The sequence below is a fragment of the Sphingomonas sp. MMS24-J13 genome, assembly GCF_044905095.1.
Classification (GTDB): Bacteria; Pseudomonadota; Alphaproteobacteria; order Sphingomonadales; family Sphingomonadaceae; genus Sphingomonas_I.
Window position 1 is genome coordinate 1,757,583 of the sequence record NZ_CP173258.1, and the last position, 12,606, is coordinate 1,770,188.

General features: G+C 65.7%; 13 protein-coding genes and 1 other RNA gene. 4 read left to right on the forward strand and 10 right to left on the reverse strand.

The window, feature by feature from the left end; genetic code table 11:
- Positions 1 to 40: 40 nt before the first annotated feature.
- The 9 genes from rnpB to AB4Z44_RS08335 form a co-directional block, all read right to left on the reverse strand.
- An RNA gene (gene rnpB / locus AB4Z44_RS08295) (RNase P RNA component class A) lies at positions 41 to 432 on the reverse strand.
- 61 nt (positions 433 to 493) lie between these two features.
- Complete coding sequence (locus AB4Z44_RS08300; protein WP_404713577.1) at positions 494 to 1,213, reverse strand: N-acetylmuramoyl-L-alanine amidase; 720 nt, start codon at positions 1,211 to 1,213, stop codon at positions 494 to 496.
- Between the two features lie 45 nt (positions 1,214 to 1,258).
- Entirely contained in the window at positions 1,259 to 2,080 is an 822-nt protein-coding gene (locus AB4Z44_RS08305) for a CheR family methyltransferase (RefSeq protein ID WP_404713578.1), read from the reverse strand.
- On the reverse strand, positions 2,071 to 3,156 hold the full coding sequence (gene cheB / locus AB4Z44_RS08310; protein ID WP_404713579.1) for a chemotaxis-specific protein-glutamate methyltransferase CheB: 1,086 nt from the start codon (positions 3,154 to 3,156) through the stop codon (positions 2,071 to 2,073). The genes AB4Z44_RS08305 and cheB overlap by 10 nt, the downstream gene beginning before the upstream one ends.
- A gap of 9 nt (positions 3,157 to 3,165) precedes the next feature.
- Positions 3,166 to 3,531 carry a PleD family two-component system response regulator gene (locus tag AB4Z44_RS08315; RefSeq protein ID WP_404713580.1) on the reverse strand — a complete coding sequence of 122 codons (366 nt, stop codon included), beginning with the start codon at positions 3,529 to 3,531 and terminating at the stop codon, positions 3,166 to 3,168.
- A 79-nt stretch (positions 3,532 to 3,610) separates the two neighbouring features.
- Positions 3,611 to 4,039 (reverse strand): chemotaxis protein CheW, encoded by a 429-nt coding sequence (locus AB4Z44_RS08320; RefSeq protein ID WP_404713581.1) that lies wholly within the window; start codon positions 4,037 to 4,039, stop codon positions 3,611 to 3,613.
- Complete coding sequence (locus AB4Z44_RS08325) at positions 4,036 to 6,345, reverse strand: chemotaxis protein CheA (protein ID WP_404713582.1); 2,310 nt, start codon at positions 6,343 to 6,345, stop codon at positions 4,036 to 4,038. The genes AB4Z44_RS08320 and AB4Z44_RS08325 overlap by 4 nt, the downstream gene beginning before the upstream one ends.
- An 82-nt stretch (positions 6,346 to 6,427) precedes the next feature.
- Positions 6,428 to 7,057 carry a histidine phosphotransferase family protein gene (locus tag AB4Z44_RS08330; RefSeq protein ID WP_404713583.1) on the reverse strand — a complete coding sequence of 210 codons (630 nt, stop codon included), beginning with the start codon at positions 7,055 to 7,057 and terminating at the stop codon, positions 6,428 to 6,430.
- A 63-nt stretch (positions 7,058 to 7,120) separates the two neighbouring features.
- A complete protein-coding gene (locus AB4Z44_RS08335; protein WP_404713584.1) occupies positions 7,121 to 7,510 on the reverse strand; it encodes a M67 family metallopeptidase in 390 nt (129 codons plus the stop codon).
- 168 nt (positions 7,511 to 7,678) lie between these two features.
- Here AB4Z44_RS08335 and AB4Z44_RS08340 point away from each other — a divergent pair, with 168 nt between their 5' ends.
- The 4 genes from AB4Z44_RS08340 to AB4Z44_RS08355 all read left to right on the forward strand — a co-directional run bounded on the left by AB4Z44_RS08340 (position 7,679) and on the right by AB4Z44_RS08355 (position 11,299).
- Entirely contained in the window at positions 7,679 to 8,302 is a 624-nt protein-coding gene (locus tag AB4Z44_RS08340) for a PEPxxWA-CTERM sorting domain-containing protein (RefSeq protein ID WP_404713585.1), read from the forward strand.
- 39 nt (positions 8,303 to 8,341) lie between these two features.
- A complete protein-coding gene (locus AB4Z44_RS08345) occupies positions 8,342 to 9,295 on the forward strand; it encodes an RluA family pseudouridine synthase (protein ID WP_404713586.1) in 954 nt (317 codons plus the stop codon).
- Between the two features lie 70 nt (positions 9,296 to 9,365).
- Positions 9,366 to 10,274: an RNA polymerase sigma factor RpoH gene (gene rpoH, locus AB4Z44_RS08350; RefSeq protein ID WP_404713587.1), complete on the forward strand. Its 909-nt coding sequence runs from the start codon at positions 9,366 to 9,368 to the stop codon at positions 10,272 to 10,274.
- A gap of 254 nt (positions 10,275 to 10,528) precedes the next feature.
- Positions 10,529 to 11,299 carry a glycine zipper 2TM domain-containing protein gene (locus tag AB4Z44_RS08355; RefSeq protein ID WP_404713588.1) on the forward strand — a complete coding sequence of 257 codons (771 nt, stop codon included), beginning with the start codon at positions 10,529 to 10,531 and terminating at the stop codon, positions 11,297 to 11,299.
- An 84-nt stretch (positions 11,300 to 11,383) separates the two neighbouring features.
- Here AB4Z44_RS08355 and AB4Z44_RS08360 read toward each other — a convergent pair whose 3' ends face one another.
- Positions 11,384 to 12,532, reverse strand: coding sequence for a citrate synthase (locus tag AB4Z44_RS08360; protein ID WP_404713589.1), 1,149 nt, complete (start codon positions 12,530 to 12,532; stop codon positions 11,384 to 11,386).
- Positions 12,533 to 12,606: the final 74 nt, after the last annotated feature.

Genomic DNA, 12,606 nt, shown 5'->3' on the forward strand with positions numbered 1-12,606 from the left:
GCTTCGGATCGATCAAATCGAGCCGGGCGGAAAGATACAATATGCCAGAGGGTCTGTAAGCCGGGTTCTGTCCATTCCGGCGCAAACCGGAACTGGGCGACCATTCCTCTAGGACGACGCTTACGCGCCGCCTCAAGCAACCAACCCGGATGACGGAGCCGAGCCGGCCCATATGCCATCCCTATTCGGTCTTGCTCCCGGTGGGGTTTTCCGTGCCGCTGCCGTTACCGGAAGCGCGGTGCGCTCTTACCGCACCCTTTCGACCTTACCCGCAGCCCTTGCGGGCCAAGGCGGGCGGTATGCTTTCTGTTGCACTGTCCCTGAACGCGCCGTTCCCGGCGCGCCCGCCGGGCGTTACCCGGCACCGTTGCTCTGCGGAGCCCGGACTTTCCTCCCCTCGCTTACGCGAGCGGCGGCCGCCCGACCCTCTGGCGGCGGCGGCGGTAGGCGGCATGGCTTGGCAAGTAAAGGTCCTCGCCGGAACAGGGCGTGTCTAGAAGTAGCCCTCTGCCAATCTCTTCTCGGCCCCCTTGTCGCCGCCGGTGAGCAGCGACAGCAGGATCGCGCGGCATTCGCCGTCGATCACGCCGTCCATCGTCTCGGGCCGGAAACGCCGCTGGAAGGCGCGCACCGCCGCTTCGCTGTCGATCACCTCGTAGCCGAAGCGTTCGAGCGCCAACAGGAACGCCGCGTCGGACCATTCGGGGTCGGTCAGATGCTTGCGCGGACGCGGCAGCGCGAGGCGAACCGCCGCCAACCGGTCCCATTCGAACAATTCGCCGGGATCGACCTTGCGGGTCGGCGCGATATCCGAATGGCCGACGATATTGCCGCGCGTAATGCCGTGCCGCTCGCTGATCTGCGACATCAGCCGCATCAGCGCGCCCATCTGCGCATCGGGAAAAGGCCGATAGCCATGCTCATGGCCCGGATTGACGAGCTCGATGCCGATGCTGGCCGAATTCACGTCGTCGATCCCGCGCCAGTGCGATTTGCCGGCATGCCAGGCGCGCTTGTCCTCGTCGACCAGCCGGGCCACCTGCCCATCCTCGGTAACGAGATAGTGGCAGGACACTTTGGATGCCGGATCGCGCAGCCGGGCGAGCGCGGAGGCGCCGTCCTCCATCCCGGTATAGTGAATCACGATGATGCTGATCGGCAGCGTGCGCTCGTCGAAGTTTGGCGAAGGGCTGTCGATGATGGCGTCGTACATGCGCCGCCGCAAATAGCCTTGTGCGGCCCCTCTACGCCAGCGATTTCAGGCCTGCCCCGTGCGGCGGTAGAAACCACGCAGATCGGGATCGGGTTCGAACGCCTCGCTCTGATCGAGGATGGTCTCGCCCGCACCGAGTATCAGCAGTCCGTCGGCGGCCATGGCGGCGGTCAATCGATCGAATACGGCGCGCCGGCGCTCGGCCGTGAAATAGAGCAGGACGTTGCGGCAGAGGATGATATCGAACACGCCTTCTGGCGGCCGATCGAGCAGATTGTGGACCGAAAACATCACCCGCGATCGGAGCGCCGGCTTGATCCGCCACGCCTCCCCTTCGGGATCGAAGCGCGCGAGCAATTCGCCGATCGGCAGCCCCCGCTGCACTTCGAACTGCGAATATAAACCGTCGCGCGCCTGCCCGATCGCGGCGGGCGAAACATCGGTACCCAGAATCTCGATCGTCCAGCCGGCCCAGCGATCGGGTCTGGCGGCTAGGAGCAGCGCGACCGAATAAGCCTCCTGCCCTGTCGAGCAACCGGCCGACCAGATGCGCAGGCGTTTTTGCGCCGTGCGCCGTCGCGCCATCGTTTCCAGTCCCTCCGTGCCGAGCAGGCGAAACGACGCCAGATCGCGGAAGAACGAGGTTTCGTGGTTGAGCAGTGCCTCGACCACTTCGTTGCGCAAATCATGCGCCGCCGGCTGAAAGGCCATGCCCGCAAGCTGATCGAGGCTGGTAATGCCGTGCGCGCGCATCACCGGTTGAAGCGCGGTCTCGATCCGCCAGCGGCGGCCGGTGACGAGTTGCTGGCCGGTCGCCTGTTCGAGCAGACCGGAGAGCGAACGCGCGGCGAGCGAGGTTACATCCACCGGCTTATGCCCGCCTGTCCCCAGCTCGAAACGCGGCGCGCGAGTTCGGCGGGGGGAGCCACCATCTGCGCCAGCCCGGCATTGGCGATCACGCCGGGCATGCCCCACACGACTGAACTGGCCGCATCCTGCACCAGCATCGCGCCGCCCGCAGCGACCAGATGCTCGGCGCCGTTCGCCCCATCGCGCCCCATGCCACTCAACACGACACCCAGCGCGCCCGCGCCGAACAGCCGGCCGATCGAGGCAAGCATCGGATCGACCGAGGGCCGGCAGCCGGACGGCACCGCGCTGCGTTCCAAGCGCACATGGATGACGCTGCCCGTGCGCGCGAGGGTCAGATGCGCATCGCCGGGGGCAAGCAATATCTCTCCCGGATTGGGGAGCATGCCCGGCGCCGCGACGCGGGCTGGCCGCCCTGTCATCTCGCGCAACTGATCGGCGAAATGCGGCATGAATGGCGGCGGCAGATGCTGCGTCACCAGGATCGGTGCGGCAAAATCCGCCGCCAATGCCCCGAAAAATTCGGACAGGGCATGGACTCCGCCGGTCGAGGCCCCGATGGCAAGGCAATCGAGCCGCTGCGAGACCCTTGCCGGTCTCTCCGCCAAGTTCGGCGAGATCGTCTGCACCGGCCCGATCGAGCGCGCGATCCGGCACAGGCGATCGCATAGTTCGTCCGCAAAACGCCCCGCAAACGATGTCACGCCCGGTTTGAGCAAGGTATCGGCGGCGCCCTGGCTGAGCGCCGCAAGCGTCGACGAAGCGCCTTCTGCGCAAGCGGAGGAGACCACCAGCACGCGCGCGCCACGGCCCCGCTCGATCAGCGCCGGCAGCGCGGCGATCCCGTTCATCTGCGGCATGTCGAGATCGAGCAGGATGATATCGACCTGCATGCTCGTCAGCATGGCAAGCGCCGCGGCGGCGCTGCCGGCAAGGCCCGCCACCTCGAAATCGGCGCGATCATCGAGCATCCGGGCCAGCACGGTGCGCGCCACGACCGAATCGTCGACGATCAGGACCCTGATCGGGCTGTCGTCGCGTTCGCGAAAATCCATGCTGAGCACGCTGGCCATGCCCGGTACTCAGGCGACGCCGACGAGCTGAAGCTTGCTCTGCAGCGTCTCGCGATCGAACGGCTTCATGATGTATTCGTCCGCCCCCGCCTCGATCGCGGCGCGGATATGGGCAACGCCATTTTCGGTCGTGCAGAACACGATTTTGGGGCGGTGCGGCAAACCGACCTCGCCCAGATTGCGCAGAAATTCGATCCCGCTCATGATCGGCATGTTCCAGTCGAGCAGGATCACATCGGGTGGCGAAGCCTGGCAATGCGCCAAAGCTTCCTGCCCGTCGCCAGCCTCGTCGACCGCAAAATCGAGGGTTTCGAGAATGTGGCGCGCGACCTTTCGGATCACCTTCGAGTCGTCGACCACGAGGCAGCTTTTCATCGTCCGGAAATCCCCCAGGCCAACCGGCCGACGCCAGGCTAGCCCCCTCCGGTTAAGAAAGCTGTTAACGAAGCGGTGTTCAGGCTGCGATTGCGTCCGGCCCGGCGATCAACGCCGCCGGGGACACGACGATCACGGTCTGCTCCCCGTGCCGGATCATCCCTTCCGCCACACGCCGCCAGCAGGACGCGACCACCGGGCAGGGATCGGGGATGCCCGCCTCGATCAGGTCGTCCACTGCCTCGACCAACAGCGCATAACTATGCCCGTCATAATCGACGACGATCGCGATCAAATCGTCATTGCGGATCATCCCGCCGAGGCCGAGCGCCGCCCGCGTATCGATCACCGTCAGGACGCGGCTGCGCAGCGCGAACAGACCGGCAATGTGCGGCGGCACGCGTGGCACGAAGGCGATATCGTCGATCTCGACCACGGATCCGATCGAGGAGGCCGACAGGGCGACAATCTCGCCGGCAATGCGCGCGAGCAGGAACAACCCGTTCATCGGCGCGCGACCTTGCTCCCGAGCGCGAACAGCAGCGCGTCGCGATCGTCGCGATAGACCGAGTCACTATCGTCGGTGTCGGGTTCGGGATCGGCCCTGAGCCGCACGACCGGCACATCGGCCGCAGCGGGCACATCGGCGGTGGTGAGGATGATTGCCACCGGCTCGTCGAGCGGTTCGCCCGCAAAGGCGACGCGATAGCCAGCGCGTCGCAACAGAGGCGCCAGCACCTCATGCGCCCAGGGATCATCGGCATCGGTCACTTGGCAGAGCGGAGCGCGGCCGGGCCGCGGCAGATCGCGCGTTGCCTGCGCGGACAACCAGAAGGGATCGAGTATCTCGACCGGATCGCCATTGTAGAGCGTAACGCCCGCCACCGGCCCGGCGGTCCGGGCCGGCACCAGCTCGGCCGGCATCGGCACCACATCCACCACCTGATCGATCGCATAGGCGAAGTGCGCGGGACTGGTGGTGAGGCGCAGCACGCGGACGCGATCCCCTGGCGTCAGCGCTCCGGCCGCATATAACGAGGCCAGCCTGCCTCCATGCGAGATCAGTAGCGTGCCGCCCGCAGTGACCACCCCGGCGATCGGCACATCCTCGATCCGCTCGACCACATCGAGCCGTGCCCCGCGCATGACGCCATCGAGATCGCGGAACAGCAAGGTCGGCAGGGTCGGCACGGCGTCCTCGATCGCGGCGACCGGCTCCTCCGGGAAGACCGGCACTCCGGCGGCGGTGGCAATCCCGCCGGCATCGAGCAACAGTATCGGCCGACTATTGTCCGGCAAGGTCGCGCCGGCATAGATCCCGCTCGCCATCACAGCAGGCGCGGCGGGCTTCACAACCAATTCCTCATGGTCGTGAACCGCATCGACGCCGAGCGCGTAACGCTGCCCCTCCCTTGACCGCACCACCACCAGCAAGTCCGGCAGATCCGCGGGATCGGGCAAAGCCATGAACGCCGCCAAATCGACGACCGGTAAACGCAGCCCGCGAATATGCGCGATCAGCCCGCCGCCGAGGCGCTCGATCCACGCGATATCGCCACGCGGGCGAACAATCTCGTCGATCGCCGAGCGCGGGATCGCGAAGTGATGGCCCGCACTGCTGATCGTGAGCGCGGGGATGATGGTGAGCGTCAGCGGCAGGCGCAGCGAGAACTTGACCCCCTGCCCCGGCCGGTTCTGGATCTCGACCGTGCCGCCGATCCGTTCGATATTGGCGCGAACCACATCCATGCCCACGCCGCGACCCGAAATCGCGGTTATCCGCGCTGCGGTCGACAGCCCGGGCGCGAAGATCAGATCGAGCTTGCGCGCAGGATTCATCCCCAGCACCTCCGCGGGCGTGACGATCCCGGCCGCGATCGCTTTCTGCGTCAGGCGATCGGTATCGATGCCGGCGCCGTCGTCGACGATGTCGATCAGGATCTGGTTGCCCGATTGGTGCGCGGTGATGGCGAGGCGCCCGGTCGCGTTCTTGCCCGCGCGCAGCCGCGCGGCAGGCGCCTCGATCCCGTGATCGAGCGCGTTGCGGACCATGTGCAGCAACGAATCGCGGATCATCTCGATCATCTCGCGATCGAGCTCGACATCGCCGCCATCGATTTCCAGCTCGATCTGTTTGCCGAGTTCGGACGCGAGATCGCGCGCCAGCCGCGGGATGGCCACGAACAAGGTATCCATGCGCGACATGCGCGTGCGGGTGATCGTCTCGCGCATGTCGCCGACACATTGCGACAGCCGTTCGAACGCGGCGTCGGCGGGGCTGTTGCCACCCATTTCGCGCAAACGACGCGAAAGCTCGTTGCGCGCCAGCACCATGTCCGACACGCCCACCATCATCCGATCGAGCAGTTCCACCGGCAGGCGGATGCTGCGCACGACCCCGCGGTTCGGCTGTGGCGCGCCGAGGAGCGGCATCCGCACCGGCACGGCGCCGTCGGCCAGGGCGGCGATCAGAAAGGTCTCTTCTCCATCGGGCAAGGGATCGCCGCTCGCCATCGCATCGGTCAGCTCGGCGATCCGGTCGATCACCGCAAGGACCGCGCTGACGAGCGCGGTGTCGGGCAGGCGGCGCCCCTCGCGCACCTCGGCGAGCGCGCCCTCGGCGGCGTGGCTGAGCCGCTCGAGGCGCGGCAGATCGAGGAAACCGCTGCTTCCTTTAACCGTGTGGACGAAGCGGAAGATCGCATCGAGCCGCGCCCGATCGGACGGATCGGCCTCCCACGCGACGATCTCGCCCGCGATCGCGTCGTGCGTCTCACGCGTCTCGGCAATAAAATCGCTGAGGAGATCGTCCATGCCATGCGGCTTCGCATGGCGTGCGTAAAGAAGGGTTTAATGATGAATCCACGACTTTCCCGAGCCTACCCGGGAGGTGTCGCTAGCCCATCGTCGCGGCGAGGATGAGGACACCGTCCTCCTGATCTGCCAAACCGATCGTGCCATGCGCCTCTTCGGCCAGCCGCCGGATCAGCCAGGCAGGCGACGTGCGCGAAGTTGCGGCGGAATCGGCCTCGCCCGCCAGCACCGCCCTTACCTCCTTGTCGAGCACGATCCGCGGCCCCTCGGCGCGGACCACGATTTCGGGCCCTTCCGCGCCGACGTCCAGCTTGCCGCCGCGCACCAGCGCCTCGACCGCGATCATCGTCAGGTTGAGCAGGATCTTCGCCTGGTTCTTCGACAGCGTCGGCACATCGACCATCCAGCCAAGCGTGATACGCGGATTGGTGCGGACGAGCCCCTCGGTCGCGGCATGCAGTTCGCTCGTCGCAATCGCATCACCGAGGCCGCCGCCCGATCCAAAGGCCAGTCGAAAGAATTTCAGCCGATCTGCCGAGGCGCGTGCGCTGTCCGCGAGCAGTTGCAGCACCTGTCCGCGTGCGTCCGGATCATTTTCGTCGGCGAGCAGCTCGAGGCCGTTGTTCATCGCCCCGACCGGGCTGAGCAGATCGTGGCATATCCGCGAGCAAAGCAGGCTGGCAAAATCGACCGATGAATCGGGCATGGTCATTATCCTTGGGCTATCTTGGCCGGTACGCGTGAAAATCCGCTCTTCGCGTAGCGCACCGAATCCTTACGAATCGTTTACCAACTCCAGCTCACGAAAGCCGTTCCGTTCGGCGAGCCACGCGCGCGCGACGCCGTTGCCGATGATGATCCATATTTTACCCGGCTCGGCGGCAGCAAGGTCGCAGGGCGACGGTTCGGCGCGGCCGTTCGGATGCGAGTGATAATGGCCGATAACCCCCGCCCCGCCCCTGCGTTCGGCGCGTAGCGCAGCGAACAAGGCGGCGGGATCGATCTCAAACGCGCGCGAGGGATCGGCGGCGACATTGCCGGTCGGCACGATCCGTTGGACCCGCCGATCCGTGCCGAGCAGGAGTCCGCAGACCTCACGGTCGGGCGATGCGGCGGCTTCGGCGAGAATATGATCGATCAATATTTGCGGGATCGTGGCCATCATCGCCGACGCCTTGAGCTGCTGTTTCGGGACATGCCCGTCCGAATTGCCGAATGTGCGTGCGATTCATAGTTAACTGTTTATTAATACCAATAGATTTGGCCTTCGCCTTATCGTATGGATCCCTCATCCGGCGGCACAGCGCGCCAACCGGCACCGGGGGATGCACAAATGAAGAGGCTGGTTGGGCTCGTATTCGCGCTGGGTGCGATCTTCACCGCGATGCCCGCATCGGCGGCGATGCTCTACGGTCTGGCCGGCACTTTCTCGGGCAAGCTGACCACGCATTTGTCCACCACCCCCGTGACACGCAATTTCGACAATCTCGATCTGGCCTTCGTCGGGGTCAGCGATGGCAGCGCGGCGACGCTGAGCCACGTCGGCGGGGTGGATGTCTATTCGTTCAGCCTTGCCGTGCTCGTTATCACGGACGGCAATGACGAGCTCGATCTGACCGGCTTCAGCTTCGTGGCGGCGCCTTCGATCGACCTGATCGGCTTCAGAGGGCCGCAGGGGCTGCTCTTCTCGGTCACCTTGCCCACCTCGTTCGATGGCACCAGCCTCTATGTGCCGACCGGTTTTTCCGACATCGTGGCCTCGCAGGCCGTCACGGCCGGCGATCGCAGGCTCAAGCTCAGCCATGTCGATGGCGCCAACGGCGCCTTCGTCGCGTTCGATCCCGTTCTGCTGAGCGGGGTGCCCGAGGCGAGCAGCTGGGCGATGTTCATTCTCGGCTTCGGTGCGATCGGTGCCGGGCTGCGTCGCCGCCGGGCGCCGGTGACAATCGCCGCCTGATCCCTTGAAATCGCGCCGCGGCGCACCATATCGCGTCGAGTGGACGCGGGGGTTCAGGTCAGGCAAGCAGCGGTTCCGGCGGAAATGGCCGGATGGCGGCTCGATCGTGCCCTTGCGGCAGCGATCCCCACTTTATCGCGCGAGCGGCTGAAAGCGCTCATTTCGGCCGGCGCAGTCGAGGTCGGCGGCAAGACGATCCGCGATCCGGCGACCAAGGTTGCTGCGCCCGCACAGGTTTCGGTGGCCGTGCCCAACCCTGCGCCGGCGCATAACGTTGCGCAGGAGATCCCGCTCGTCATAGCCTACGAGGACGAACATCTGATCGTGGTCGACAAGCCCGCCGGGCTGGTCGTCCATCCCGCCTGCGGCAATCTCGACGGCACGTTGGTCAACGCCTTGCTTCATCATTGCCGGGGATCGCTCTCCGGCATCGGCGGGGTCGAGCGGCCGGGCATCGTCCATCGCATCGACAAGGACACGTCGGGGCTGATGGTCGCGGCCAAGACCGATCGCGCACATGCCGGCCTCGCCAGGCAATTCGCCGACCACAGTATTGACCGGCGCTATCGCGCGATCGTGAACGGCCGGCCGCGCAACGATGCCGGGCGGATCGAGGGCAATCTCGGCCGATCGCCGTCGAACCGCAAGAAGATGGCGATCGTCGGTCCGGGCCAGGGCAAGCACGCCGTCACCCATTACCAGGTGCTGGAGCCGCTACGCGGCGCGGCCCTGATCGAATGCCGGCTCGAGACCGGGCGCACCCATCAAGTTCGCGTCCATATGGCCTCGATCAGCCACCCTTTGCTGGGCGACCCGGTTTACGGGCGCTCCAGCGGAGACGTTCGCAGCCTTTTGGCTCGTCTGGAGTTCGAACGTCAGGCGCTGCATGCCGCCCGGCTGGGTTTCATCCATCCGGTCACAAGCGAAGCTTTGGCGTTTGAAAGCAACATTCCAGCGGACATGCAGGTACTGTTCAGTCATCTGTTGCTATGATGACTTTCAAAGACGGCGGAGTCGGCAACGCCCCGCCGGGACCATGAAGGTCCAGGGAGAAGTAGATACGATGTCCAGCGGCAAATCCTCCGTCGCTACGATTCCGGCCCTTGGCGGCGAGGCGAGCCTCAACCGCTATCTGTCGGAAATCCGGAAGTTTCCGATCCTCGCTCCGGAAGAGGAATATATGCTCGCCAAGCGCTTCCAGGAGCATGGCGATCCCGAGGCCGCGGCCAAGCTCGTGACCTCGCACCTGCGACTCGTCGCGAAGATCGCGATGGGCTATCGCGGCTATGGCCTGCCCGCGTCCGAGCTGATCAGCGAGGGCAATATCGGCCTGATGCAGGGTGTGAAGAAATTCGAGCCGGATCGCGGCTTCCGCCTCGCCACCTATGCGATGTGGTGGATCCGCGCCTCGATCCAGGAATATATCCTGCGGTCGTGGAGCCTCGTGAAGATGGGCACCACCGCGGCGCAGAAGAAGCTCTTCTTCAACCTGCGCCGGATGAAGAGCCAGATCGACGCGTTCGAGGATGGCGACCTGCGCCCCGAGCACGCCGCCAAGATCGCCACCGACCTCGGCGTGACCGAGGAAGAGGTTCACTCGATGAACCGGCGCATGTCGATGGGGGGCGATACGTCGCTCAACGTCTCGATGCGCGAGGATGGCGAGGGCCAGTGGCAGGATTGGCTGGTCGACACCGATCCGCTGCAGGATCAGCGGCTGGCCGACACGCAGGAAGCCGAAGTCCGCCACGATATGCTGAGCGAGGCGATGGACGCGCTCAACGATCGCGAGCGTCATATCCTCGCCGAGCGGCGGCTGGCCGACGATCCCAAGACGCTCGAGGAATTGTCGCAGGTCTATGGCGTCAGCCGCGAACGCGTCCGCCAGATCGAGGTTCGCGCGTTCGACAAGTTGCAGAAGGCGATGATGCGGATCGCCGGCGATCGCCGCCTGCTGGCTTCGCCGGCCTGACTTCAGCGCTATTTCCGCAAGTTAACATAGTATTCAGCTTCGAAAAACCCGAGACCCCGGCGAAAACCGGGGTCTCGTGCGTTAAGAGTGCGCATTGTTGCCGCCCGAGATTCCAGATTTCACCGGCATGGCGATTGCACCAGGAAACGGGATATTCTCTCGCGAAGGTGACAAAACAACAAACTTGGCACTATTTCGTAGTTCGGATGTTCTCCGTGTAGTCCCTTTCACAAAGGGTTCGCAGGAGAGAATAGATGAAGAATATGATCCTCGCCGGCGCCGCAGCGCTCAGCATGCTGAGCGCCATCCCGGCTCCCGCCCAGCCCGCGCCGGGCTATTATGGTGGCGGCAACGCAGGCGGCTGGAATCGCGACGCTTTCTGGCGCGATGCTCCGGCAAGCACCTATGACCGTATCGCCTTTCTCCAGCGGCGGATCGATCGCAGCATGGCAGACGGCAGTCTCAATCGCTGGGAAGTGCGGCGCTCGCAATCCGAACTGAACGAGATCCGCCGCCAGGCCGATCAATTCCGCCGTCGTGACCGCGGGATGCTTTCGCCGCCGCATGCTGATTTCATCCAGACGCGGCTGGACCGCCTCAGCCAGCGGATTCGCTGGCAGCGACAGAACGGCGCCTACGCATGGGAATCGTCGTCGCCGCCGCCGGGCGCTTATGCCCCTCGCGGGCCGGGCGCTTATCCGCCTCCGCCGCCGCGCGGCTATGACGATCGCCGCTTCGCGACCGATTATGACGCGCGCAACGATTATCGCGACGGCCCGCAATATCAGGAGCGTCGCCTCGCCGCGAACGATCAGGTCTATCGCGGATCCGACGGCCGCTATTATTGCAAGCGCAATGACGGCACCACCGGCCTGATCGTTGGCGGTTTGGGCGGCGGCGTGCTCGGCAACGTGATCGACGGCGGCCACAATCGCGTCGCCGGCACCCTCATCGGCGGTGCGCTGGGCGCGCTGGCTGGTCAAGCGATCGAAAAGAGCAGCGATCAGGACGTTCGCTGCCGCTAAAGGCCAGGCGTTAAACCGTTACCCGTCATTCGCGCGAAGGCGGGAATGACGGGTAATTCGATAGCGGATCGGGCGCCCGAAGGCTCAGCCTTCGGGCGTTTCGCCGTTTTTGGGGATCGTCCCCTGATAATGCGCCCGCGGCCGGATCAGATGACCGGTCGCCACTTGCTCAAGGGCATGCGCCACCCAGCCCACGCTCCGCCCCAGCGCGAAGATCACGAAGGGCGCCTCGGCAGGCAGCCGCAACGCCCGCTTCAGCGCGCACAGCGCAAAATCGATATTGGGATATTGCCCGGTCGCCTGATGCGCGGCATCGGCAAGCCTGGCCATGAGGGGGTCGGGCGCGATCCGATCGAGCAGGGCGCCCGCGCGCGCGTCGCCGCCGGGATAAAGCACGTGCCCGAACCCCGGCAGGACATGCCCGCGCGCCAGCCAGCGATCGAGCGCGGGCTCGCTGCCGATGCGATCGGCATCCTCCACCAGTGCCGCCAGCGCCGTCCCCGCCCCGCCATGATACGGGCCCGACAGGGTCGCCAGCCCCGCCAGCAGGCTTGCGGCGATCGACGCCCCGGTCGAAGCCGCGACGCGAACCGCGAAGGTCGAGGCGTTGAGCTCGTGATCGGCCATCAGTACCAGCGCGCGGCGGAGCAGATCCGCCTGCCCTTCGACCGCCCATAGCCGCGCGAGCCGCAGGTGCACCGGTATTGGATCGGCCGGCAGGCCGAAACCGTCACACATCCAGCCGATCGCCGTCGCACCATCCTGACGCAACGCGTCGCCCGATCGGCCCACGGTAGCGCGCGTTCCCGCGATATTTCGCGCAAGCGCGAAAAAGGGGCCCGCACCATGATCGCTCTCAGGTCCAGCAACGAACCGTACGGGCGCTGCTTGCTCCCATAACAGGTTCGCTGCCGCCTCCAGGGTCGCATCGGCGGCAAGCGTCGTCGCATCCTGCCCGCGATAGATCAGGCGGCCATGATGGATCGTCGAAATCGTCGTCGGGATGGCGGCCTCGCCCCAGGCGAGCGCACCGGCGGCGATGTCCCGTGCCGCGCGGCCGCGCTTCCGCCGCGCGGCGAGCTGGTCCAGGTCCCCCGCGTCGTAGAGGCTGCGACGCGGATCGGCGGGATCGGGCCGCACGCCGATCCGCCCGCGGCTGACATAAGCGTAGAGCGTCTGCGCGCGCACGCCGAGCCGCTTGAGCGCTTCCGATCGATCGACCCAGCTCGTCATAGTTGATTCACTTGATCAAGATTGATTCGACATCGTGATGGCATCATCTGCCGCTCGAAGCAGGTCAAGGAGTT